20 protein-coding genes are annotated in these 21306 nt (G+C 61.1%); 16 read left to right on the top strand and 4 right to left on the bottom strand.

The genetic code is table 11. The features are described from left to right. Window positions 1–42 precede the first annotated feature (42 nt). Window positions 43–1356, top strand: coding sequence for a DUF4921 family protein (locus QP999_RS10440; RefSeq protein WP_185963201.1), 1314 nt, complete (start codon window positions 43–45; stop codon window positions 1354–1356). Window positions 1357–1366: 10 nt separating this feature from the next. Here QP999_RS10440 and QP999_RS10435 read toward each other — a convergent pair whose 3' ends face one another. Together QP999_RS10435 and yaaA are read right to left on the bottom strand one after the other, a co-directional pair. Continuing rightward, window positions 1367–2491: an ATP-binding protein gene (locus tag QP999_RS10435; protein ID WP_070520090.1), complete on the bottom strand. Its 1125-nt coding sequence runs from the start codon at window positions 2489–2491 to the stop codon at window positions 1367–1369. 77 nt (window positions 2492–2568) lie between these two features. After that, window positions 2569–3291, bottom strand: coding sequence for a peroxide stress protein YaaA (yaaA, locus tag QP999_RS10430; RefSeq protein ID WP_284848260.1), 723 nt, complete (start codon window positions 3289–3291; stop codon window positions 2569–2571). 32 nt (window positions 3292–3323) lie between these two features. On the opposite strand from yaaA, the gene QP999_RS10425 reads away from it, so the two are divergent. Together QP999_RS10425 and QP999_RS10420 are read left to right on the top strand one after the other, a co-directional pair. Then, window positions 3324–5093 (top strand): proline--tRNA ligase, encoded by a 1770-nt coding sequence (locus QP999_RS10425; RefSeq protein WP_284848259.1) that lies wholly within the window; start codon window positions 3324–3326, stop codon window positions 5091–5093. A gap of 27 nt (window positions 5094–5120) precedes the next feature. Beyond that, window positions 5121–5516, top strand: coding sequence for a DoxX family protein (locus tag QP999_RS10420; protein WP_070533133.1), 396 nt, complete (start codon window positions 5121–5123; stop codon window positions 5514–5516). A gap of 30 nt (window positions 5517–5546) precedes the next feature. Here the strand turns inward: QP999_RS10420 and QP999_RS10415 are convergent, their stop codons facing one another. After that, complete coding sequence (locus tag QP999_RS10415; RefSeq protein WP_284848258.1) at window positions 5547–6401, bottom strand: hypothetical protein; 855 nt, start codon at window positions 6399–6401, stop codon at window positions 5547–5549. Window positions 6402–6438: 37 nt separating this feature from the next. Between QP999_RS10415 and rimP the strand changes: the two genes are divergently transcribed. The 9 genes from rimP (at window position 6439) to QP999_RS10370 (ending at window position 15682) form a co-directional block, all read left to right on the top strand. After that, window positions 6439–7005, top strand: coding sequence for a ribosome maturation factor RimP (rimP, locus tag QP999_RS10410; RefSeq protein ID WP_284848257.1), 567 nt, complete (start codon window positions 6439–6441; stop codon window positions 7003–7005). Between the two features lie 3 nt (window positions 7006–7008). After that, a complete protein-coding gene (gene nusA, locus QP999_RS10405) occupies window positions 7009–8025 on the top strand; it encodes a transcription termination factor NusA (RefSeq protein WP_284848256.1) in 1017 nt (338 codons plus the stop codon). A gap of 120 nt (window positions 8026–8145) precedes the next feature. Continuing rightward, window positions 8146–8481, top strand: coding sequence for a YlxR family protein (locus QP999_RS10400; protein WP_284848255.1), 336 nt, complete (start codon window positions 8146–8148; stop codon window positions 8479–8481). A 109-nt stretch (window positions 8482–8590) separates the two neighbouring features. Then, window positions 8591–11293 carry a translation initiation factor IF-2 gene (gene infB, locus QP999_RS10395; RefSeq protein ID WP_284848254.1) on the top strand — a complete coding sequence of 901 codons (2703 nt, stop codon included), beginning with the start codon at window positions 8591–8593 and terminating at the stop codon, window positions 11291–11293. 150 nt (window positions 11294–11443) lie between these two features. Beyond that, window positions 11444–11887, top strand: a complete 444-nt coding sequence (rbfA, locus tag QP999_RS10390) for a 30S ribosome-binding factor RbfA (protein WP_070520108.1) — start codon at window positions 11444–11446, stop codon at window positions 11885–11887. Then, window positions 11888–12850, top strand: coding sequence for a DHH family phosphoesterase (locus tag QP999_RS10385; RefSeq protein ID WP_070520110.1), 963 nt, complete (start codon window positions 11888–11890; stop codon window positions 12848–12850). After that, the gene (locus QP999_RS10380; protein ID WP_070520112.1) at window positions 12851–14149 is read left to right on the top strand and encodes an MATE family efflux transporter; all 1299 of its coding nucleotides are present in this window, start codon (window positions 12851–12853) and stop codon (window positions 14147–14149) included. Between the two features lie 44 nt (window positions 14150–14193). After that, on the top strand, window positions 14194–15015 hold the full coding sequence (locus QP999_RS10375; protein ID WP_070520114.1) for a metallophosphoesterase family protein: 822 nt from the start codon (window positions 14194–14196) through the stop codon (window positions 15013–15015). After that, window positions 15008–15682 (top strand): 4'-phosphopantetheinyl transferase family protein, encoded by a 675-nt coding sequence (locus QP999_RS10370; protein WP_143335410.1) that lies wholly within the window; start codon window positions 15008–15010, stop codon window positions 15680–15682. The genes QP999_RS10375 and QP999_RS10370 overlap by 8 nt, the downstream gene beginning before the upstream one ends. Here the strand turns inward: QP999_RS10370 and truB are convergent. Next, window positions 15679–16572, bottom strand: a complete 894-nt coding sequence (truB, locus tag QP999_RS10365; protein WP_284848253.1) for a tRNA pseudouridine(55) synthase TruB — start codon at window positions 16570–16572, stop codon at window positions 15679–15681. The genes QP999_RS10370 and truB overlap by 4 nt on opposite strands. Window positions 16573–16609: 37 nt before the next feature. On the opposite strand from truB, the gene QP999_RS10360 reads away from it, so the two are divergent. The 4 genes from QP999_RS10360 to QP999_RS10345 all read left to right on the top strand — a co-directional run bounded on the left by QP999_RS10360 (window position 16610) and on the right by QP999_RS10345 (window position 21270). Then, entirely contained in the window at window positions 16610–17590 is a 981-nt protein-coding gene (locus QP999_RS10360) for a bifunctional riboflavin kinase/FAD synthetase (protein WP_070562866.1), read from the top strand. Beyond that, window positions 17591–18508, top strand: a complete 918-nt coding sequence (locus QP999_RS10355) for a nucleoside hydrolase (protein WP_070562869.1) — start codon at window positions 17591–17593, stop codon at window positions 18506–18508. A gap of 80 nt (window positions 18509–18588) precedes the next feature. Beyond that, window positions 18589–18858, top strand: coding sequence for a 30S ribosomal protein S15 (rpsO, locus tag QP999_RS10350; RefSeq protein WP_010190317.1), 270 nt, complete (start codon window positions 18589–18591; stop codon window positions 18856–18858). Window positions 18859–18999: 141 nt separating this feature from the next. Beyond that, window positions 19000–21270, top strand: a complete 2271-nt coding sequence (locus QP999_RS10345) for a polyribonucleotide nucleotidyltransferase (protein ID WP_070520124.1) — start codon at window positions 19000–19002, stop codon at window positions 21268–21270. The last annotated feature ends 36 nt before the right edge of the window (window positions 21271–21306 follow it).

The raw sequence follows: 21306 nt of genomic DNA, 5'->3' as shown, positions 1-21306 counted from the left end.
GTCTAGTCGCACCGGTAGGTGGGGAGGTCTACGCTGGGCTGCATGAGCGAAGCACTTTTTAGCCGCGTCGAACCTATCCAAACCATGGCGGATGGGACCGTCAAACAGGTCAACCCTTTCTCTGGAACGGAGGTGTGGACGGTGCCCGGACGTGGCAATCGCCCGCTCTCTCATCCGGCGAAGGAGCCGCAGCCCCTGGCGGCCGATGCCCTGACGCACAGTTGTGCCTTTTGTTCAGGCCGCATGCTGGATACCCCGCCGGAAAAGTCCCGAATCCTGGCCTCAGGGGAGATTCAGCGCGGGCTGCTTCCGCACGAGCTGGATAAGTCTCAGCCGGTGTTTCGCCGAGTCCCGAACCTTTTTGAGATCGTGTCTTATGACTACTGGCACGAGAACTATGGCTTCACCATGGACCCAGACCTGGCTCAGCACAAGGAGCGCTACGAGGACGACGAGGCCGGGCGCCAGCACGTACTCAACGTGGTGCGCACCAAGCTCAAGGCGGCGGGTAAGGATGCCGCGCTGGACGACGACTCCCTCCTCGCCCTCGCCGATGGCTTCTTCGGCGGTGGGCACGATGTCATCATTTCTTCGCGCCACTTCGTGGAAGGTGCGGTCGACGACAGTCAGCTGGCTTCCTCCGGCACGCTGAGCCCCGATGAGCACTTCCTGCTCACCACGTTTACTGCGGAATCAACGCGCGAGCTCTACCAGCGAAACCGCTATGCCTCTTATGTCGCCGTGTTCCAGAACTGGCTGGCACCGGCGGGCGCGTCCTTCGACCACCTGCACAAGCAGCTCGTCGCAATTGATGCTCTGGGCATGGCAGCCCAGCAAGAAAATGCGATTCTGCGCGCACACCCCAACATGTACAACGATTGGGCAGTTGGGTATGCGGCAAAGCGCAACCTCGTTATCGCAGAGAATGACTATGCGGTGCTCTTCGCTGGTTTTGGCCACAGGTATCCCACCCTGGAGATCTTCTCCAAGTCGCCCCGCTGCGAACCATGGGCACAAACACCTGGCGAAGTCCGCGGGATGTCGGATCTGATCCATGCAGCACACGCCGCAGTGGGGCCGGATGTGGCATGCAATGAAGAGTGGCACCACCGCCCACCCAGCGTGGATCTGCCGCAGCCGTGGCGCGTGATGATCAAGCTCAGGGTATCGACCTTGGCCGGCTTTGAAGGCGGCACGAAGGTCTACATCAACACCATCGATCCATGGGGCTTGCGTGATCGCGTCGTGGACGCCATGTTCCGCCTTCGTGAGCGCGGAAAGATTGCCTCCGGCATCTCTATCGCCACTGAGTGCGAGCTCAAACGCAATAGTTTGCGTTATAACCCGCTGGTGTAATCAGTAACGTTTAGTCCACGTAGGTTTGTTCGCCGCCTGCGTGAAGATAATCGCGGAGGTACGGCAGGGCGAGAGCAACCGTGCCGTGCCGTGGGGCATCGATAAGCCCCTGCTCTAGCAAACGCGCGCGCACTTCACTGAGAGACGTCGTCGTTGTCTTCAGCTCGTGAGCGATAGCGCCAGATGTGGCCGTCCCCGCCTCATCTGCGATATCAGCCAGCGCGTGAAGGTACTCAAGTTGTCGTTGGCTGAGCGCACGTACCGCAGGATCGTGCACTTGGGTTCCCATTGTCGTGATTGCCTCACCAAGAACTGCGTCGACGGTTGTTGAGGAAATGGTCGTCTCACTGGCTTGGGATGCAGCGTTCCAGGCCAAGTACCCGATGAGCTGGATGAGGAAGGGATAACCGTGGCTCGCTTCAGTAGCGCGGTCGGCGGCTTCGTCGTTGAAAGCAATCGAAGTCAAAGCTGCCGTATCTTTGAAAGCGCTGGTCGTAGCTTGCGGGTTAACAGGTCCTAGGTGAAATCTGCGGGCACGGCGCAGAAACGTTGTTCCCGGCAGGTGTAGAAGCTTGTCAACACCGGCAGTAAGCCCTGCCATCACGATGGAAACGTCGAGTTCATCGCGAACAAGATGCTGGAATGCGACTGCGATTATCTCAAGGTCATGAGGATCGGCGTCCTGAATCTCATCGATAGTAAGTAGAATTCCGCTGTCTCGGAGATGAGCGGAGAGTTCGCGCAAGCGCGATTCTAATGTTGGCACTGGTGGCGTACCAATCTCTTCAGTACCAATGCCACCGAGGCCCGCTATACGTATGTCTTTGATTCGACGGGTTGATGGAGAAGCCAGCTGGTTGATCTTTTCTGGGATGATGGAGTCGATGAGCTGAGTGACTGAATTGCTTCGACCACTGACTCGAATAACAGCCCATCCTTGTTGGGCTGCGATGTCCTCGAGCTCAGTCAACAGGACCGTTTTGCCCATCCCACGATGACCGCTAATAAGCATTGCGCGATTAGGGTTGCCAACTCCGCCGTCGAGCCCAACCGTGAAGTCATTGAGGACCGCACTGCGGCCAGCCCACTTAAGTGGGCTGGCACCAAAGGTTGGGCGAAAAGGGTTTCCAGTCATGCTGGAAGTATATAGCAGGCAGATAAATTGATAAATAGATAAATCGGCGGGCGTTGATAAATTGATAAATAGATAAATCAGACCACGAGCACCAGCTCGCTGCCGCGCAGTTCGGTACTCATGCCCGCCTTCTGGGCTACGCGGGCGGCATCCTCGAGGGAGGAGACATTCTCGCCTTGCAAGGCCAGCACGCGGGCGAGCTCGCCCTTGTAGTGCTTATTGAAGTGAGAGACCACCTTGCGGGAGCCATCCTCCTGCACTGACTCCACGCGCACCGTGGAGGCTTCTTTGAGCTTGCCCAGCTGTTGGTAGGTGCCCGAGCGCATGTCGATGAGGAACTCGCCTGCGTCGATAAGCGCGCGCAGCTCATCGGTGATGGCCGTACCCCAGCGAGACTTGAGAGTCTTCCCTCCCAACTTGGTGCCACCGGAAAGCCGGTAGTGCGGGATGAGATCATCGGCGCGCAGCAACCCGAAGAGCGCATCACCCACAGCGAGGTGTTGACGTGCGGCTGGGGGAAGGGTGGAGGAATCGAGGGCGTCGTACAGCACGCCCGTAAACCGCTCAAGGGCGGGCATGGTGGGGGAGGACGCCAACTCGCGGTTGGACTCGGCTTCCCCTCGCAGCTTTTCCGAGAGCTTGAGCACCTTTTGCGCCTCGTCGAGGGGCAAAGAAGACAATTCAGCAGCGATTTCTTGGCGTATTGGATTCAGCGCGGGGAAAGAGAGCTCTTCCCAGTTGAGGGGCGCGCCGCTGCCGCCGTGTGCTTTGGTCTCAGAAGGAGGGAGGATGATCAGCATGGCTACATGCTAGCGATGTAGACTGAGCAACCATGATTACACGTCTTTCTGAGCTTTTCCTCCGCACTCTTCGTGAGGATCCGGCTGATGCCGAAGTCCCCAGCCACAAGCTTCTCGTCCGCGCAGGCTATGTGCGCCGCGTCGCGCCGGGTGTGTACACCTGGTTGCCATTGGGACTGCGCGCCATGCGCAAGATCGAAGACGTTATCCGCCAGGAAATGAACGCCATCGGTGGCCAGGAGATGCTCTTCCCGGCGCTGCTGCCGCGCGATCCTTATGAGCAGTCGAACCGTTGGACGGAATACGGCGATAATTTGTTCAGGCTTAAGGATCGCAAGGGTGCGGACATGCTGCTGGGCCCGACCCATGAGGAGATGTTCGCCACCGCGGTGAAGGATATGTATTCCTCCTACAAGGACTTCCCGGTCACGCTGTACCAGATTCAGACGAAGTACCGCGATGAGGAGCGCCCGCGCGCTGGCGTTTTGCGCGGCCGCGAGTTCACCATGAAGGACTCCTACTCCTTCGACATGACGGATGAGGGGCTCGATGAGTCCTATGCCCGCCACCGCAAGGCCTACCAGAACATCTTCGACCGCCTAGAGATCGATTACGCGATCTGCAAGGCCACCTCCGGTGCGATGGGGGGCTCGGCCTCCGAGGAATTCCTCGCTGTGTCCGAGGTGGGTGAAGATACCTTCGTCCGCGCCACGGAGGGCGATTACGCTGCCAACGTGGAAGCGGTCGTGACTCAGGCGCCCGACGAGATTCCCTTCGACGGTCTGCCGGAGGCACAGGAGCACGAGACTCCGAAATCCGAGACCATCGAGTCCCTGGTGGAGTGGGCTAACAGCGCCGGCATTACTGTCGACGGCCGCGAGGTCACCGCAGCGGACACCCTCAAGTGCATGATGATCAAGGTGGCTGCGCCCGCGGCCGCTGAGGAAGAGAAGAAATGGGAGCTGGCCGCCGTCCTTATTCCGGGCGACCGCGAGCTGGATGAAAAGCGCTTGGAGGCTTCGCTGGAGCCAGTCGAGTTTGAGCTCGCCGGCGAGGGCGACTTCAAGAAGAACCCCTTCTTGGTCAAGGGCTACGTTGGCCCGCGTGCCCTCAACGCTCACGACGTGAAGGTTTATGCCGACCCGCGCGTAGTTTCCGGTTCGTCGTGGATTACCGGCGCGGATGCCCCGCAGCGTCACGTCGTCGGCTTGGTGGCCGGCCGTGATTTCACCGTGGGTGAGTTCATCGAGGCCGCGGAGGTCAAGGAAGGTGACCCGGCGCCGAACGGTCAGGGCACTCTGACCCTGGAGCGCGGCATTGAGTTGGGCCACATCTTCCAGCTGGGCCGCAAGTACACCGAAGCATTCGATGTCCAGATTCTGGATGAGAATGGCAAGCGCGCCGTGCCGACCATGGGCTCCTATGGCATTGGTGTCACGCGCATGCTCGCCGTGCTGGCGGAGCAGCGCCACGATGAGAAGGGCCTCAACTGGCCAGTGGCCGTGGCCCCGTACCAGGTGCACGTGGCCGTGGCGAACAAGGACGCCGCTGCCCTCGAGGCCGGTCAGAAGCTGGTGGAGGACCTAGATCGCGCTGGCATCGAGGTGCTTTTCGACGACCGCCCCAAGGTTTCCCCGGGCGTGAAGTTCAAGGATGCGGAGCTGCTGGGTATGCCCTTTATCGCCATCCTGGGCCGCTCCTTCAAGGACGGCATCATTGAGTTGCGCATCCGTGGCGGCGAAACCCGTGAGGTCCCCGCAGACTCCATCGTGGACACCTTAACGGAGCTCATCCGCGGCTAGGTGCGTTAAGCGCGTAGGCTCGCGGGTATGAGTTCTCACCACCCCGCACTGGCATATTCAATGGCTGCAGCACTCTCTGCCATGGGAGTGCTGCATTTTGCTAAGCCGAAGCCCTTCGAGTCCATCATCCCGCCACAACTTCCAGGGTCGGCTCGCTTCTACAACTTCACCTCTGGCGCCTGGGAAGTGGTTACCGGTGCGCTCCTGGCGAACCCATCGACGCGGCCTGCAGGCGGCCTTTCAGCCCTAGCTTTGCTCGCCGCCGTGTGGCCGGCGAACTTCTACCAGGCCTACAGGGACTTAGAAAGCGGCAAGGCATCAACCGGCAAGAAGATCTACCACGCGGTGCGTCTGCCGTTGCAGATTCCGGTCATGCGCTATGCCTGGTCGCTGTACGCCGAAAAGAACGCCAAACGTCGGTAGCTCAGGAAAATCGAGCCCGCGAGGGAGGAATTAAGCTGCACTGATGCGGTGAGATTGGGCGGCTACAGAAATAAGCCAGCTTCGCCATTCAGCATTGGGTGCCGCTTGGTTGGGCGCCTCCTGTGAGGCGGCGGAGGCCCATGTCACCGTGTCACTATGCGCGACGTCGTCAAGGAACGCGCGCGCTGAGGCGGCGTCTACGGGCAGCTCACCGGAGGACGAGGTGTAGGCCGCTGCGGGCTGTGGCACTGGTCCGATTTTGGCTACTGCTTCTTGGAGTGCGAGGACGCGGCTCTCGTGCAGAGCGAGGCGCTCATCAACCAGCTCTTCGACGTCAGGTGTGACATAGGAACGAGCAAAGTCCAAGGCATACACCTGCTGGTATTCCCAGTCCAAGAGTTCGGTGGCGAGGTCAGCGTCACCCTCCGTCAGCTCCGGCACAGCGCCCGGTTCATCGGTGGAGCGGGCCTCCATTGCGATGGCTTGGGCGACGAGCAAGGGCCGAGATTCCGGGGAGACCGCGTCAAGCTGCTCTTCAATCGATGAAGAAGCTGCGGCAAGTACGGCAGCCGCATCAGTGGCCTCGTGTGCTTCACCCTCACGATTCACTTCGCAGGAGCGCGGAACGTGTCCTTCCTCGTCGCGGCCGCAGAGGCGCTCAATTTCGGAGTAAAGCTCGTCTGCGTGCTGCGCGCGCAGGGACGCGGCATCGGGATCGAGTTCCTGCAGTGCGTGGGCGTCGGCGCTGGCATCGTGAGCCAGAGAGGTCAACGTAGGGTCTGCATGGGGGCCAAAATAATCCACGATCGCGTCGGTGGCTTGGCAGCCGCCCAGCCAGGGGGCGGCGCAAACTAAAAGGGTGGGCACAACTACTCGGCGGTTCACGCGATAGACCCTACCCGGGTGTCCTAGTCTAGAGCGCATGGCATTCCCAACACCCGCGCAACTAACCGAAATCCTGCAGCCTGTCGCCGCCGCGCGCGGCCTCGACATTGAAGACGTGAAGACCACTCGTGCAGGAAAGAAATCCCAGGTCATCATCCGTGTTGACGGTGACGAACGCCCAAGCTCCGATCTCATTGAGGAGCTCTCGCAGGAGATTTCGGCGCTCTTTGATGCCCAGGAAGAAGCGGGCGCCCTCAACTTTGGCGCGGGATACACCCTGGAGGTGTCGACGCCGGGGGTGGACTTTCCGCTGAGTGCCCCGCGCCACTGGCGCCGCAACCAAGGAAGGCTCGTGGGCTACGCGCTCACCGACGAACCTGGCACGACCCGCGTCGCCCGCATTGGCGCGCTGTCCGAGGATGAAGAATCCGTGGCGCTCATCACCACCGTGAAAAAGGAGGTGCGCTATCAGGTTGAGCGATTGGAAAATCTAAGCCGCGCAGTGGTAGAAATTGAATTTGCCCAACCTTCAGCCATGGAGCTGGAGGCGGCAAAGCAGACGTTCGACTTCGCCGAGCAGAACTCGGCAACCCGAGAGGACTAACAAGTGAATATTGACCTAGAGGCACTTCGCACGATTCAGCGCGAGCGCGGCGTCCCGGTAAAGGACCTGCTCGAAGCGATTGCGGGTGCCCTTTTGTATTCCTACCTGGATCACCGTGCCGAGTCAGCCGAGACCAAGGCGGAAGGTACGAAGTCACGCGTCGACATCGACGCCGATAGCGGTGCTGTCACCGTCGTCGTGACCGAGAGTGATCCGGAGACTGGAGAGGTCATCAGTGAATACGACGACACCCCGGACAACTTTGGGCGCATCGGCGCGCAGGCGGTCCGCGATGCCATCTTGCGTAAGCTGCGCGAGAATGAGGCGGAGCGAACCTACGATTCCTATTCGGAGCTCACCGGAACGGTTGTGTCGGGCGTCGTCCAGCGCGATATCCACGCCAACAAGCGCGGCGTCGTCGTGGTGCAGCTGGGCACGGAGCATGACTCCCAGGATGCTTTCCTTCTGCCTGCCGAGCAGCTGCCGGGGGAGAAACTCGAACACGGTGACCGCGTCAAGGCCTACGTTGTGGGCGTGAACCGCAACGGTGCCAAGGTGCAGATTACGCTGTCGCGTACCCACCCAGAGCTGGTGCGCGGCCTGTTCGAGCTGGAGGTCCCGGAGGTTGCTGATGGCTCGGTCGAACTCATTGCTATTGCCCGTGAGGCCGGCCACCGCTCGAAGGTATCCGTTCGCGGTCACGTTAAGGGGCTCAATGCCAAGGGCGCGTGCATCGGCCCGAAGGGTTCGCGCGTGAGCAACGTGATGCGTGAACTTGGTGGTGAGAAGATTGACATCATCGATTTCAACGAAGATCCTGCCGTCTACGTGGGCAACGCCCTTGCTCCGTCGAAGGTCGTTCGCGTAGAGATCCTCGACTCGGAGGCGCAAGTGGCTAAGGTGACTGTGCCGGATTATCAGCTCTCGCTCGCAATTGGTAAGGAAGGCCAGAATGCCCGCCTTGCGGCGCGCCTGACTGGATGGAAGATTGATATTCACTCTGATGCCGCTCGCGATTAGCTTTCCAACGAGCCTGCGGTGGGATTAAAGGTTTGGCCCGTTTTCGCGTAGACTAGACAACGGCCCACATGCAGGAATGCTGTGGCGCAGGAATAGTGGCGATACGACGTAAGGAGTTGGATGTCTCAAGGACAGCGGCTCCGCACGTGTATTGCTACGCGTCAAAAGCATCCCGACACGGAACTGCTCAGGGTAGTCGCCGATAGGGACGATCCTTCAGGGCGCCGTGTTGTTCCGGATCCAGGCCGCCGCCTTCCCGGTAGGGGAGCGTGGATTAGACCGGATCTGGAAGCAGTAGAGCTGGCGGAGCGAACCCGTGCCTTCAGGCGCGCGCTCCGATTGTCCACAGACGTGGACACAGGTCACGTACGTGAGTACCTTGCTGCGAAGCAGCAGGTGCAGTCGGCGGGCAATCGCCCGTGCGACCCAGAGTTAAAAAGGAAGACCGAACACTGATGAGCGCACAACGATGAAGCAGCATCAGCGATGAAAGTCCATAGCCATTAACTAGGGGTCAAGCCGTGTTCCGCGGCCTTGGCTCCTAGAAAGATTAAAGAGGAGACAAGTGCCCGGAAAGCTACGTGTACACGAGTTGGCAAAGCAGCTCGGTGTAACCAGCAAGGAACTGCTCGCCACGCTGAAGGAACAAGGCGAGTTCGTCAAGACCGCATCCTCGACCATCGAACCGCCGGTGATCAAGAAGATGCGCGCACACTATGAAGCAAAGGGCGGCAACGACAAGCCCGCAGACAAGAAGGCGTCTGCAGCCACCCCCGCTTCCGCTGCCAAGAAATCTGCTGCCAAGAAGACTGCAGAGGCGAAGCCGGCTGATAAGAAGCCAGCAGCCACGCCAAAGCCTGGTCCGAAGCCGGGCGGCGCCCCGAAGCCAGGGGCTGCCCCCAAGCCGGGCGGTGCCCCGAAGCCGGGCGGCGCTCCCAAGCCCGGAGCACAGCGCAAGGGTGGCGAACGCGCTGTTACCCCGCGTTCTATGCCGAAGCCTGGCGGTACCCGCCGCGTGGCCAATAACCCGTTCTCCACGGGTAGCTCCAGCGATCGACCCAGCCCAGGGCCGCGCCCGGGCGGCAGCAAGGGTCAGCGCTCTGGCGGCAAGCCTGGAGATAACCGCGGTGGTAAGGGCGGCGCACGCCCGCAGGGCGATGGCAACCGCGGCGGTGGACGTCGTCCTTCGCCAGCGATGATGCCTTCGCATCCGAATCCGGCCAGCATGCCGTCGAAGGCCGCAGGTAGCGGCGGTGGCGGTCGCGGTCGTGGCGGCCGCGGTGGTGGCCCAGGCCATGGCGGTCCAGGCCACGGAGGTTTCCGCGGTGGACGCGGCGGACGCCGCGGTGGCACCGCTGGTGCATTCGGACGTCCCGGTGGCGCACCGCGTCGCGGTAAGAAGTCGAAGCGTCAGAAGCGCCATGAGTTTGAAGAGCAGCAGAAGCATGAGGTAGGCGGCGTACGCTTGCCTGACGGCGGCGGTAAGGTTGTTCGCCTTCGCCGCGGTGCTTCCCTGGCTGACTTCGCCGAGAAGATTGGTGCGGATCCCGCAGCATTGGTGCAGGCGCTCTTCAACCTCGGTGAGATGGTGACCGCCACGGCCTCCGTATCTGAGGACACCCTGCAGCTCTTGGGCTCGGAGATCAATTACGAGGTCCAGGTTGTCTCCCCTGAGGATGAGGACCGCGAGCTGCTCGAATCCTTCGACCTGCAATTTGGTGAGGACGAGGGCGGCGAAGAAGCCCTTGAGAAGCGCCCGCCAGTCGTGACCGTGATGGGTCACGTTGACCACGGTAAGACCCGCCTTCTGGATACCATCCGTAAGACCAACGAAGGTGCGGGCGAGGCCGGCGGCATTACACAGGGCATCGGTGCTTACCAAACCACGGTGGACGTTGAAGACGGTCCGCGCACCATCACCTTCCTGGATACCCCGGGTCACGAGGCGTTTACCGCCATGCGTGCCCGCGGTGCCAAGTCCACCGACTTGGCCATCCTGGTGGTTGCGGCTGATGACGGCGTGATGCCGCAGACCATCGAGGCAATCAACCACGCGAAGGCAGCGGATATCCCTGTGGTCGTCGCGGTTAACAAGATTGATAAGCCGGAAGCTTCCCCGGACAAGATCCGTGGTCAGCTCACTGAGTACGGACTTGTTCCGGAGGAGTACGGCGGCGACACGATGTTCGTGGATATTTCTGCGAAGAACAACATCAACATCGACGACCTGCTCGAGGCTGTCATCCTGACCGCGGACGCTTCCCTAGAGCTCACCGCTAACCCGGACATGGACGCGCAGGGCTCTGCCATCGAGGCTCACCTCGACCGCGGTCGAGGCCCGGTGGCTACGGTCATCATCCAGCGCGGTACGCTGCGCATCGGTGATTCCATTGTGGTCGGCGATGCCCATGGCCGCGTGCGTCGCATGCTCGATGAATTCGGTAACGATGTGGAAGAAGCCGGTCCGTCCCGCCCGGTCCAGGTGCAGGGTCTCAATGGCGTACCAGGTGCCGGCGATAACCTCTTGGTTGTTGAGGACGACCGCGTGGCTCGCCAGATTGCCGCACAGCGCGATGCTCGCAAGCGTTCCGCTCTGCAGGCGAAGGCGCGCAAGCGCGTCTCCCTCGAGGATCTGGATGCAGTGCTCAAGGAAACCTCGACGCTCAACCTCATCCTCAAGGGCGACAACGCCGGTTCCGTCGAGGCACTGGAAGATGCCCTTCTGGATATCGAGGTCGACGACGAGGTACAGCTCAACATCATCGACCGTGGTGTCGGTGCGGTGACGCAGACCAACGTCACCTTGGCTGCTGCCTCCGACGCCGTCATCATCGCCTTCAACGTCCGCGCTGAGGGTAAGGCAACCGAGGAAGCCAACGCTGAGGGCGTTGATATCCGCTACTACACGGTGATTTACCGTGCTATCGAAGAGGTCGAGGCAGCGCTGAAGGGCATGCTCAAGCCTATCTACGAGGAGCGCGACACCGGTGCAGCGGAGATCCGCGCGCTGTTCAAGTCCTCCGCGGTCGGCACCATTGCCGGTTGTATGGTCACCGAGGGCAAGGTCAAGCGCAACGGCAAGGTGCGCCTCGTACGCGACGGGAACGTCATTACCTCCGATGCCAAGATCGAGTCCCTGCGCCACGAGAAGGATGACGCCAACGAGATTAACGCCGGATACGAGTGCGGTATGGTTCTGTCCTACCCGGACATCCAGGTAGGCGATATTATTCAGGCCTTCGAAGAAGTCGAGGTCCCGCGCGACTAGCCGCACCTGAGTTCTTCACTTTGTGACAGAGCTCAGATACTAAAGCCCAGCCAGTAAATATTCTGGCTGGGCTTTAGTCGTTTCGGCCGAACGGCGTCGAATCGGTATCCTAGACTAGTTGCCAGTAACCGTACGCAAAGGAGCTTCACCATGGTTGATCACGCACGCGCCGCACGCATGGCTAAGCGCATTCAGACAATCGTTGCGAGTGCGATTGAACGCCAGATTAAGGATCGCCGCCTTGAACTGGTAACCATCACAGATGCCCGCGTAACGGGTGACCTGCACGATGCCACCGTGTATTACACGGTGCGCGGAACGGATATTGATTCTGAGCCGAATTTTGACCAGGCGGCCGAAGCACTCACAAGGGCCAAGGGCCAATTGCGCAAGATCGTGGGTGATGAGCTGTCCGTTCGCTTTACCCCGACGTTGTCTTTTGAGCTCGATACCGTCCCTGAAGCCTCCGCTCACATGGAGGATGTGCTCGCACGCGCACGCGCACGCGATGCGGAGTTGGCCAAGCTGAAGGAAGGCGCGAAGCCGGCTGGGGACGCGAACCCATATAAGACCTCGGATGAGGAAGAAGACTAAGTGTCACGAACCAACTACGAAGCCGCAGTTGATGCGCTGGTACAGGCCAGCAGCATTTGCATCATCACCCACTTGCGCCCCGACGCCGACGCTGTTGGCTCAGCGGCGGCCCTCACGTTGGCGCTTCGTCAGCGCGGTAAGCAGACCCGCACCGTGATTGGCCAGCGCCGAGACATTTCCGCCAACCTGTTTTCGATTCCCACCGTGGATGAAATCGAGTTGGTAGATGAGCTCCCGCAGGGCTATGACCTTTATGTCACTGTGGACTGCGGATCGATCGACCGGACCGGATCGGTAGCACGGGGCATTGAGGAGATGGCGGCCGTTGGGCGCGTCCTGTGCATCGATCACCACGCCTCGAACGACGGCTTTGGTGCGATCAATGTTGTGGATCCGGTGTGCGAGTCCACCACGGTGGTGTTGCTCGATATCTTAGATAGGCTGTCCATTCAGATTGATCGCGTCATCGCGCACTGTCTGTACGCCGGGCTAGTGACCGACACAGGTAACTTCCGGTGGGGCCGCCCAGCGATGCACGATATTGCCGCGCGCCTGATGCTCTATGGGCTTGATACCAAGCAGATCGCGTTGGAGCTTATGGACGCCAGCACCGCCGATGACCTGCAGATGATCGGTCGCGTCCTCTCGGGCCTCAGGATCGAAGCAGCGGGAGAGCACAGACTCGCTGTCCTCTTCGTGCCGCATGAGGAAGTCAGTACGCACGCAGATTCCGCGATCGAGTCCTTCGTCGACTATGTCCGCGCCTTGAAAGGCACAGACATCGGGGTTGTGTTCAAGGAACAGGCCCCTGAAGTGTGGGCGGTGTCTCTGCGCTCCTCAGCAGTGAACTGTGCCGAGGTGGCCCTCACCTTTGGCGGAGGAGGCCATATTCCAGCCGCCGGCTATACCGCGCACGGCACGCCTGAGGAGGTTATTGCGCAGCTGGTAGGTGTGTTGTCTTAAATGGCTTCCGAGCAACCCGTCAAGGTTTCTGCGGCGGAAGTCTTCCGTCTTGCCGTGCCCGCTTTGGGTGTCTTAGCGGCCATGCCGCTGTATTTGCTTTTGGACACCGCGGTCGTGGGACGGTTGGGCGCGCAGGATCTGGCCTCGCTGGGGGCTGCGGCCACGATCCATTCGGTGGTCACTACCCAGCTGACCTTCCTGTCCTATGGCACTACCGCGCGTGCTTCGCGTTTGTTCGGCGCAGGCAAACGTGAGGAAGCTGTAGCCGAAGGTGTTCAGGCCACGTGGGTTGCGGTCGGCGTCGGCCTGGTCCTAGCGGTCCTTATGTGGCTCTTCGCCGGGGTTTTTGCCTCCTGGTTGACCGGCAACCCCGAAACGGCGAAGGGAACCGCACAGTGGCTGCGCATCGCCGCCATCGCGATTCCTTTTACCCTCATCACGATGGCTGGTAACGGTTGGATGCGAGGTGTACAAGACACCCGCAAGCCCTTGTACTTCACACTCGCCGGTATGATTCCTGGCGCTAGTGCAGTGCCTATTTTCGTGCACTTGTGGGGGCTGCAGGGGTCCGCCTTAGCCACGGTGTTGGGGATGGGAATCATCGCGGCATTCTTCCTCAGGGAACTGCGCCGCGAACATACCGGCTCGTGGGAAGTTCGCTGGCGCGTCGTACGCCGGCAGCTCGTGCTGGGGCGCGATCTCATTGTGCGCTCGTTGAGTTTTCAAGTGGCCTTTCTATCCGCAGCAGCTGTGGCTTCGCGCATCGGAACCGCACAACTGGCCGCGCATCAAATCTTGATGCAGTTGTGGAACTTCTTGTCCCTTGTGCTGGATTCCCTGGCAATTGCCGCCCAGGCCTTGACCGGCGCGGCACTGGGTGCAGGCTCAGCGCGTTATGCCCGCACGGTGGGTACTAAGGTGACGCTCTACTCGACGTCCTTCTCCCTTGGACTTGCTGTGATTCTTGCGCTTGGTTCCGGGATCATCCCGCGGATCTTCACCACGAGCCCGGAAGTCCTCGAGGTGCTCTCCGGACCTTGGTGGGTTATGACTTTCCTCGTCATCATCGGCGGGGTGGTCTTCGCCTTGGACGGCGTTCTCCTCGGCGCTGGGGATGCAGCGTTTCTTCGCACGCTTACCTTGGCGTCGGTACTTCTAGGCTTCCTTCCCGGCGTCTGGTTGGCTTTTGCTCTAGGCACCGGGCTTAGTGGAGTATGGGGCGGGATCGCCGCGTTCATTTTCATCCGCATGGTGGGCGTCGTCTGGCGCTTTCGCTCGATGCGGTGGGCGCGGGTCTAAGCCTGTGGTAGAAGTAGAGGGAATGTTCGTGTGAAGGAGGCATTATGACCACTCTGTGGGCCGTCTCCGATCTCCACGCGGCGGTGCGTGTCAACGGTGAGCGCATCGATGAACTCGTGCCGCCGAATCCCCATGACTGGTTGATTGTCGCAGGGGACGTCGCCGAGCGCATTGACCTGGTGATCAACACCTTGGCGCGGCTGAAGAACCGCTATGCCACCGTCATTTGGGTGCCCGGCAACCATGAGCTTTTTTCTCGGGGACAGGATGCATTTAAGGGGCGCGCAAAATACGACCGGCTTGTTGAAGGCTGCCGTGAGATCGGCGTGATCACCCCAGAGGATCCTTATCCGGTCTTCGGAGGGGTGACCGTCGTCCCACTGTTTACGCTGTACGATTACAGCTTTCGCCCGCCGGGGACCACGGTCGAACAAGAGCTTGCGAGCGCAAAGCAAAAGCAAATCGTCATGACCGATGAATTTGCCATCGCCCCCTTCGTCGATGTGCGTGCTTGGTGCTGGGACCGGCTGGCCTATTCAATTAAGCGCCTGTCCCGGGTGGAAGGGGAGACCGTCCTCATCAATCACTGGCCATTGGTCCAGGAGCCGACCCTCTACTTGCGCTGGCCCGAAGTGGCCTTGTGGTGCGGTACCCGCCACACGCGTTCGTGGCCGCGGCGCTACAACGCCAAAGCCGTGGTCTATGGACATCTTCACATGCCAAACCGAGCCAATATCGACGGCGTGGACCACATCGAGGTTTCGCTAGGGTATCCGCGTGAATGGCAGGCACACGGTGGCCTCCAGCAGTGGCCGTATCCGGTGCTCACCATCGATGAGACGACGGGGAGGGCCGAGCATGCTTGAGCCTTCCCTCTTCCCAGAGTCTGCGCGCTACTGCTACGTGCGCACGGATGAGTCGATGACTAATCTCCTCAATTTCCATCACCTATCCCCAGAGGAGCGCGCTGTGGTCTCGCAGGCCGTGGACGTCCGCAAGTCGGAATTTGGGGATGCCCGCTGGTGCGCTCACCGCGCGCTGAAGGAGCTTAATTACACCGGCGACGAACCTATTCTGCGCGGTGAGCGGGGCATGCCGCTGTGGCCGGAAGGCTACACGGGATCGATGACGCACACCGAGGGGTTGCGCGCGGCGGTGGCAGCGCCCACCACACACGTCCGCTCGATGGGACTCGACGCCGAGCCAGCGGAGCCCTTGCCGGAACACGTGTTGACGATGATCGCCCGGCCAGGGGAGATGCCGCAGTTGTCCCGCCTCCGCGCGGCGGGCATCTCCTGCCCGGACCGCCTGTTGTTTTGTGCGAAGGAAGCCACCTACAAGACGTGGTTCCCCATGACGCGGCGGTGGCTCGATTTCGATCAGGCCGAAATTGACTTGCGCCTCGACGGAACTTTAGTCTCCTACCTCCTAGCGCGACCGACCCCGGTGCCGTTCATTACCGGCCACTGGATCATTCGGGACGGCTATGTCATCGTCTCTGCCGCCGTCCCGGCGCTCAACTTTGAGAACTAAAGAGTGGAGGGGCGAGCGACAAAAACCGTGGCCAGGCGCTTGCCCTTCTCTTTGATTAGGGCGACGGATCGGCCCTGCGGATCGACGGCCGCGTAGGTGCCTTTCAACCCACGCGGCTCCAGCCACTTACCCATGGCCAAGGCCTGAGCCTCGTCATCGGTGACCTCCAAGACCGGATAGCTACGAGCGAGCGCCTCGTCGAGGCTCAAGGACAGCCTCGGGGAGGTCTCGAGGGCGTCGAGGGGGAGGGCGTCGTCAAGCGTAAAAGGCCCTACCTCCGTGCGGCGCAGCGCGGTGAGATGCCCGCCGACGCCAAGCGCTTCCCCCAAATCCCGAGCCAGCGAGCGGATGTAGGTGCCCGAAGAACAGGCCACCGACACGTCCAGATCAATGAACTCTCCGGTGCGCCGCGTATCGAGGATATCGAAGCGGCTGACCGTTACCGGGCGAGCTGGAATCTCAACCTCTTCGCCCGCCCGCACCCGTTCGTGGGCACGCTTGCCATCGATTTTGATCGCGGACACCGCTGCCGGACGCTGCATAATATCGCCGGTCAAGGCATCAACTTCCTGCGCAATGGCTGAATCTTCCACAGCGGTTGCCGGTTCGCCCCACGTGCTTTCCCCCTCCGCGTCGTCGGTGTGGGTCGCCATGCCGAGGCGAATCGTCGCGTCGTAAGCCTTGGTAGAGGCCACCATGTGGGCGAGGAACTTGGTGCCGCGCTCAATGCCCACGATGAGCACCCCCGTGGCCATGGGATCTAGCGTGCCTGCGTGCCCCACCTTGCGGGTGTGGAAGAAGCGCCGCAGTTTTCCCACGACATTGTGCGAGGTCATGCCGGCGGGCTTGTCGACGACCACGAGGCCAGAACGTTCGAGCGGATCAGTCATGCCCTGCAGTCTAGGGCACCGTCTGCTGTGGGATAGCATGGTGCCCGTGGATATTTGGTACGGAATCGATAGCATCCCCGCTGACCTCGGTCCGACGTCGGTGACAATTGGCGTCTTCGACGGCCTACACCGCGGCCACCAGCAGCTCGTGACGAAGGCCGTCGAGCACGCGCGCGAACACGGTCATAGTGCGGTCATGGTGACCTTCGATCCGCACCCAGTTTCGGTGTTCCTTCCGGAGCGCGCGCCGTTGTCCGTCATTACATTTGAGCGCCGCATGCAACTGGCGGAAGAAATGGGCATCGAGGCCGTGCTCGTCATCGATTTCACGGAGGAGCTCCGGGGCGTCGAGCCGCGCGAATACGTGACAGACCTCCTTGTGGGGCGCTTGCATGCGGAACACGTCGTGGTGGGGGAGAACTTCACCTTTGGCGCGGGCGCGGCTGGTACGGCGGCGGCGCTGGCGGAGTTCGGAGCCGAGTTCGGCTTCGGCGTTGACATCGTGCCCTTGCTTGACGACGACGGCGAGCGCGTCTGCTCCACCAACATCCGCGCCGCTCTTGCCAAGGGCGATATTGCACGCGCGAATTGGGCGCTGGGACGTCATTTCACGGTGACTGGGCCCGTCGTGCGCGGTGCAGGACGCGGCGGAAAGGAACTCGGTTTCCCGACCGCCAACCAGTACTTCCCGGAATCCGTCGCTATCCCAGCCGATGGCGTCTATGCGGGCTGGTTCGTGGTCGAGCCCACCGGCGCCCCTTTGGAAGGAGACATGGAGCCCGGTGTTCCTTATCCAGCGGCCATTTCGGTGGGCACAAACCCCACCTTCGGCGACGAGGAGCGCTCTGTGGAGTCCTTCGTGCTGGACCGCGACGCCGACCTCTACGGCCACGAGGCCACCGTGCATTTTGTCGATCACGTGCGCGACATGGAGAAATTCAACTCCGTTGAGGAGCTCCTAGCGGCCATGGAGCGCGACGTCGCCCGAGTTCGTGAGATTCTTGCCCGTGAGGCCTAAATGAAGATCATCCTCGACCTCGACACAGGAATCGACGACGCCCTTGCGCTCGCCTATGCCGTTGCGCACCCTGACCTCGAGCTGATCGGGGTCACCGGCACCTATGGCAACGTGCCGGTGGCCTTGGGAGTGCGCAACTCGCTGGCGTTGCTCGAGCTTCTCGACGCCTCGGACGTCCCCGTCTTTTCCGGCCCGACGCGGCCGGGCTTTAGCGTGGCTCCCATTTCGGCGTTCATTCATGGACGCAATGGCCTCGGCGAGGTTCTCTTGCCTCCGCCGCGGCGCAAAGCCTACGAGGATGCGGTGGGCTTTCTTGTCCGTTCGGTCCGCGAGCATGGCGAGGACCTGGTTATAGTGCCGACGGGGCCGTCGACAAGCATTGCAGCCGCCATGCGCGAGGACCCGGACTTTGCCCGCAACGCCCGCATCGTCATGATGGGCGGCGCGCTAACCGTGCCCGGAAACGTCACTCCTTATGCCGAGGCCAACGTCTTCCAAGATCCCCAAGCCACGGACTATGTCTTCCGTCATGCACAGAACCTCACGATGGTGGGGCTCGACGTCACGTTGCGCACGTTGCTCACCAGGGAGCATACGAAGCAGTGGCGAGGCACGCGGACGGGCCGGATCTACGCGGACATCGTGGACTACTACATCCGCGCCTACAAAACGACGTCTCCGCACCTCGGCGGTTGTGGGCTCCACGATCCCTTGGCGGTGGCAGTGGCAGCGGATCTTTCGCTGGTCACATGCCTCGACCTCAATCTGCGGTGTGAGGAGAACGGACGCACCATCGGTGACCCTGAGCGCCTAAACAATCCCACCACCCGCGTGGCCGTTGCTGTCGACGACGCGCGCTTCGTCGAGGATTTGATGTCGAAGCTGGGCAGCCTCTATACTTCTACTTCGGCTTGCTGACTGCGGTCCACAGTAGTCACGGGCAGCGCTTTTTAGGCGCAACATTTCATGTGGACTGAAATACAATAGGAGATTTTTCCATGGCTTTGAGCACCGAGAAGAAGGCTGAAATCCTCAAGGAGTACGGCCTGCACGAGACCGACACCGGTTCCCCGGAGGCACAGGTTGCGCTGCTGACTTCCCGCATCAACAACCTGACCGAGCACCTCAAGGATCACAAGCACGATCACCACTCCCGTCGTGGTCTGCTGCTCATGGTTGGTCGCCGTCGTGGCCTGCTGAAGTACCTGGCCGCTAACGACGTTGACCGTTACCGCGACCTGATTTCTCGCCTGGGTCTGCGCCGCTAAGCGCTCGACTTTTTAGCCCCCGCACCAAGTGTGCGGGGGTTTTCTTGTCCCATCTGCTAAAATCCTTGGGCGTTGTCAGAAAACATCGAAGAAGAGGCGGCACCGAAGATCGCCATGACAGCTCCAAGGAGAGTTTCATACATGAGCGCTAAGAACGCTAAGAATCAAACGAACAACTCCGTCGAGTTCGCAATCGACGAGGACTACGGCATTACCGAGGCCATCGCCACCCTGGATAACGGCGATTTCGGCACCCGTACTATCCGTTTTGAGACGGGCCAGCTTGCCCGACAGGCTGGTGGCTCCGTGACCACCTACCTGGACGAGGACACCATGCTGCTGTCCACGACCACCGCTTCCAACCAGCCGCGTGAGGGCTTCGACTTCTTCCCGCTGACCGTGGATGTGGAAGAGCGCATGTACGCCGCGGGTAAGATCCCGGGCTCCTTCTTCCGCCGCGAGGGCCGTCCTTCCACCGAAGCTATCCTGGCCTGCCGCCTCATCGACCGCCCGCTGCGCCCGACCTTCGTCAAGGGCTTGCGCAACGAGGTTCAGGTCGTTGTCACGGTTCTCTCCATGGACCCGGAGGAGTACTACGACGTCGTTGCCATCAACGGTGCTTCTGCCTCCACTCAGCTCTCCGGTCTGCCGGTTTCTGGCCCGGTGGGTGGCGTGCGCATGGCATTGATTGCCGATGACAAGCACCCGAAGGGACAGTGGGTGGCCTTCCCGAACAACGAGCAGCACGAGCGTGCCCTGTTCGAGATGGTCGTTGCCGGCCGCATCGTGAAGAAGGGCCGCAAGGACGACGTCGCCATCATGATGGTGGAGGCGGGTGCCGGCGTGAACGTGGCCGAGCGCATCAAGGAAGGTGCCCCGGCTCCGCAGGAATCCACCGTGGCTGAGGGCCTTGAGGCTGCCAAGCCTTTCATTAAGACCCTGTGCGAAGCGCAGGCAGGCCTGGCCGAGCGCGCCGCCAAGGAGACCCAGGAATTCCCGCTCTTCCCGGCCTATGGGGATGATGTCTACGCTGCTGTCGAAAAGGCTGCCTCCAAGAAGCTGGAGAAGCTGCTTACCATCCCGGGCAAGCAGGACCGCGACGATGCTACCAATGACTACATGGAGCAGGTTGAGGCACAGCTCATCGAGGACTTTGATGACCTTGACGAGGCCGATGCCTCCAAGCAGATTCGCAACGCATTCAATGCCGTGATGAAGGCCATCGTCCGCAACAAGATCCTCACTGAAGGATTCCGCATCGATGGCCGCGGCGTCACCGATATCCGCGACCTCGGCGTTGAGGTCGATCTCGTTCCGCGCGCCCATGGTTCCTCCCTCTTTGAGCGTGGCGAGACCCAGATTCTGGGTGTGACCACCCTGGACATGCTGAAGATGGAGCAGCAGATCGACTCCCTGACCCCAGTGGAGTCCAAGCGCTACATGCACCACTACAACTTCCCGCCGTATTCCACCGGTGAGACCGGCCGTGTGGGCTCCCCGAAGCGCCGCGAAATCGGCCACGGTGCTCTGGCTGAGCGTGCCTTGCTGCCGGTTATCCCGTCCCGCGAGGATTTCCCTTACGCCATCCGCCAGGTTTCTGAGGCCCTCGGCTCCAACGGTTCCACCTCCATGGGGTCCGTCTGTGCATCCACCCTGTCCCTCTACAACGCGGGCGTTCCGCTGAAGGCACCGGTGGCAGGTATCGCCATGGGCCTTGTTTCCGGTGAGGTCAATGGCAAGGAAAAGTTCGTGGCGCTCACCGATATTCTCGGCGCTGAGGACGCTTTCGGCGATATGGACTTCAAGGTCGCCGGCACCTCCGAGTTCATCACTGCACTGCAGCTGGATACCAAATTGGACGGCATTCCTTCGCACGTGCTTGCCGACGCCCTCGAGCAAGCCCGCGACGCCCGTGCCGCCATCCTTGACACCATGGCTGAGGTCATCGAAGGCCCTGATGAGATGTCTGGCCTGGCTCCGCGCATTACCTCTGTGACCATTCCGGTGAACAAGATTGGTGAGCTCATTGGCCCGAAGGGCAAGACCATCAACGCCATCACCGAGGAGACCGGTGCCGATGTCTCCATTGAGGAAGACGGCACGGTGTATATCTCTGCCGCTACCGGCGAAGCCGCTGAGGCAGCTATTGAGCGAGTAAATGGCATCGCTAACCCGCAGCTACCCAAGGTGGGCGAGCGTTTCCTTGGCACCGTGGTTAAGACCGTGGCCTTTGGTGCCTTCGTCTCCCTGACCCCGGGCCGTGACGGCCTGGTGCACATCTCGAAGCTGGGCGGCGACGAGCGCATCGAAAAGGTCGAGGACGTCGTCAACGTTGGTGACAAGATCCAGGTTGAAATCGCGGACATTGATAACCGCGGCAAGATTTCCCTGGTTCCGGTTGAGGAGGACTAATCCTCAGATCACCTAGGAACGACTAGGACGAGGGCC

Source organism: Corynebacterium sp. MSK004 (genome assembly GCF_030232515.1).
Taxonomy (GTDB): domain Bacteria; phylum Actinomycetota; class Actinomycetes; order Mycobacteriales; family Mycobacteriaceae; genus Corynebacterium; species Corynebacterium hesseae.
Note: the sequence above shows the minus strand (reverse complement) of the source record. Positions and strands in the feature narration are given on the sequence as shown.

What these genes read in the sequence shown, in the direction of transcription:
- QP999_RS10440 (WP_185963201.1), top strand. Translation starts at nt 43, where the DNA reads ATGAGCGAAGCACTTTTTAGCCGCGTCGAACCTATCCAAACCATGGCG.
- QP999_RS10435 (WP_070520090.1), bottom strand. Translation starts at nt 2,491, where the DNA reads ATGACTGGAAACCCTTTTCGCCCAACCTTTGGTGCCAGCCCACTTAAG.
- yaaA (WP_284848260.1), bottom strand. Translation starts at nt 3,291, where the DNA reads ATGCTGATCATCCTCCCTCCTTCTGAGACCAAAGCACACGGCGGCAGC.
- QP999_RS10425 (WP_284848259.1), top strand. Translation starts at nt 3,324, where the DNA reads ATGATTACACGTCTTTCTGAGCTTTTCCTCCGCACTCTTCGTGAGGAT.
- QP999_RS10420 (WP_070533133.1), top strand. Translation starts at nt 5,121, where the DNA reads ATGAGTTCTCACCACCCCGCACTGGCATATTCAATGGCTGCAGCACTC.
- rimP (WP_284848257.1), top strand. Translation starts at nt 6,439, where the DNA reads ATGGCATTCCCAACACCCGCGCAACTAACCGAAATCCTGCAGCCTGTC.
- QP999_RS10400 (WP_284848255.1), top strand. Translation starts at nt 8,146, where the DNA reads ATGTCTCAAGGACAGCGGCTCCGCACGTGTATTGCTACGCGTCAAAAG.
- rbfA (WP_070520108.1), top strand. Translation starts at nt 11,444, where the DNA reads ATGGTTGATCACGCACGCGCCGCACGCATGGCTAAGCGCATTCAGACA.
- QP999_RS10380 (WP_070520112.1), top strand. Translation starts at nt 12,851, where the DNA reads ATGGCTTCCGAGCAACCCGTCAAGGTTTCTGCGGCGGAAGTCTTCCGT.
- QP999_RS10375 (WP_070520114.1), top strand. Translation starts at nt 14,194, where the DNA reads ATGACCACTCTGTGGGCCGTCTCCGATCTCCACGCGGCGGTGCGTGTC.
- QP999_RS10370 (WP_143335410.1), top strand. Translation starts at nt 15,008, where the DNA reads ATGCTTGAGCCTTCCCTCTTCCCAGAGTCTGCGCGCTACTGCTACGTG.
- truB (WP_284848253.1), bottom strand. Translation starts at nt 16,572, where the DNA reads ATGACTGATCCGCTCGAACGTTCTGGCCTCGTGGTCGTCGACAAGCCC.
- QP999_RS10360 (WP_070562866.1), top strand. Translation starts at nt 16,610, where the DNA reads ATGGTGCCCGTGGATATTTGGTACGGAATCGATAGCATCCCCGCTGAC.
- QP999_RS10355 (WP_070562869.1), top strand. Translation starts at nt 17,591, where the DNA reads ATGAAGATCATCCTCGACCTCGACACAGGAATCGACGACGCCCTTGCG.
- rpsO (WP_010190317.1), top strand. Translation starts at nt 18,589, where the DNA reads ATGGCTTTGAGCACCGAGAAGAAGGCTGAAATCCTCAAGGAGTACGGC.
- QP999_RS10345 (WP_070520124.1), top strand. Translation starts at nt 19,000, where the DNA reads ATGAGCGCTAAGAACGCTAAGAATCAAACGAACAACTCCGTCGAGTTC.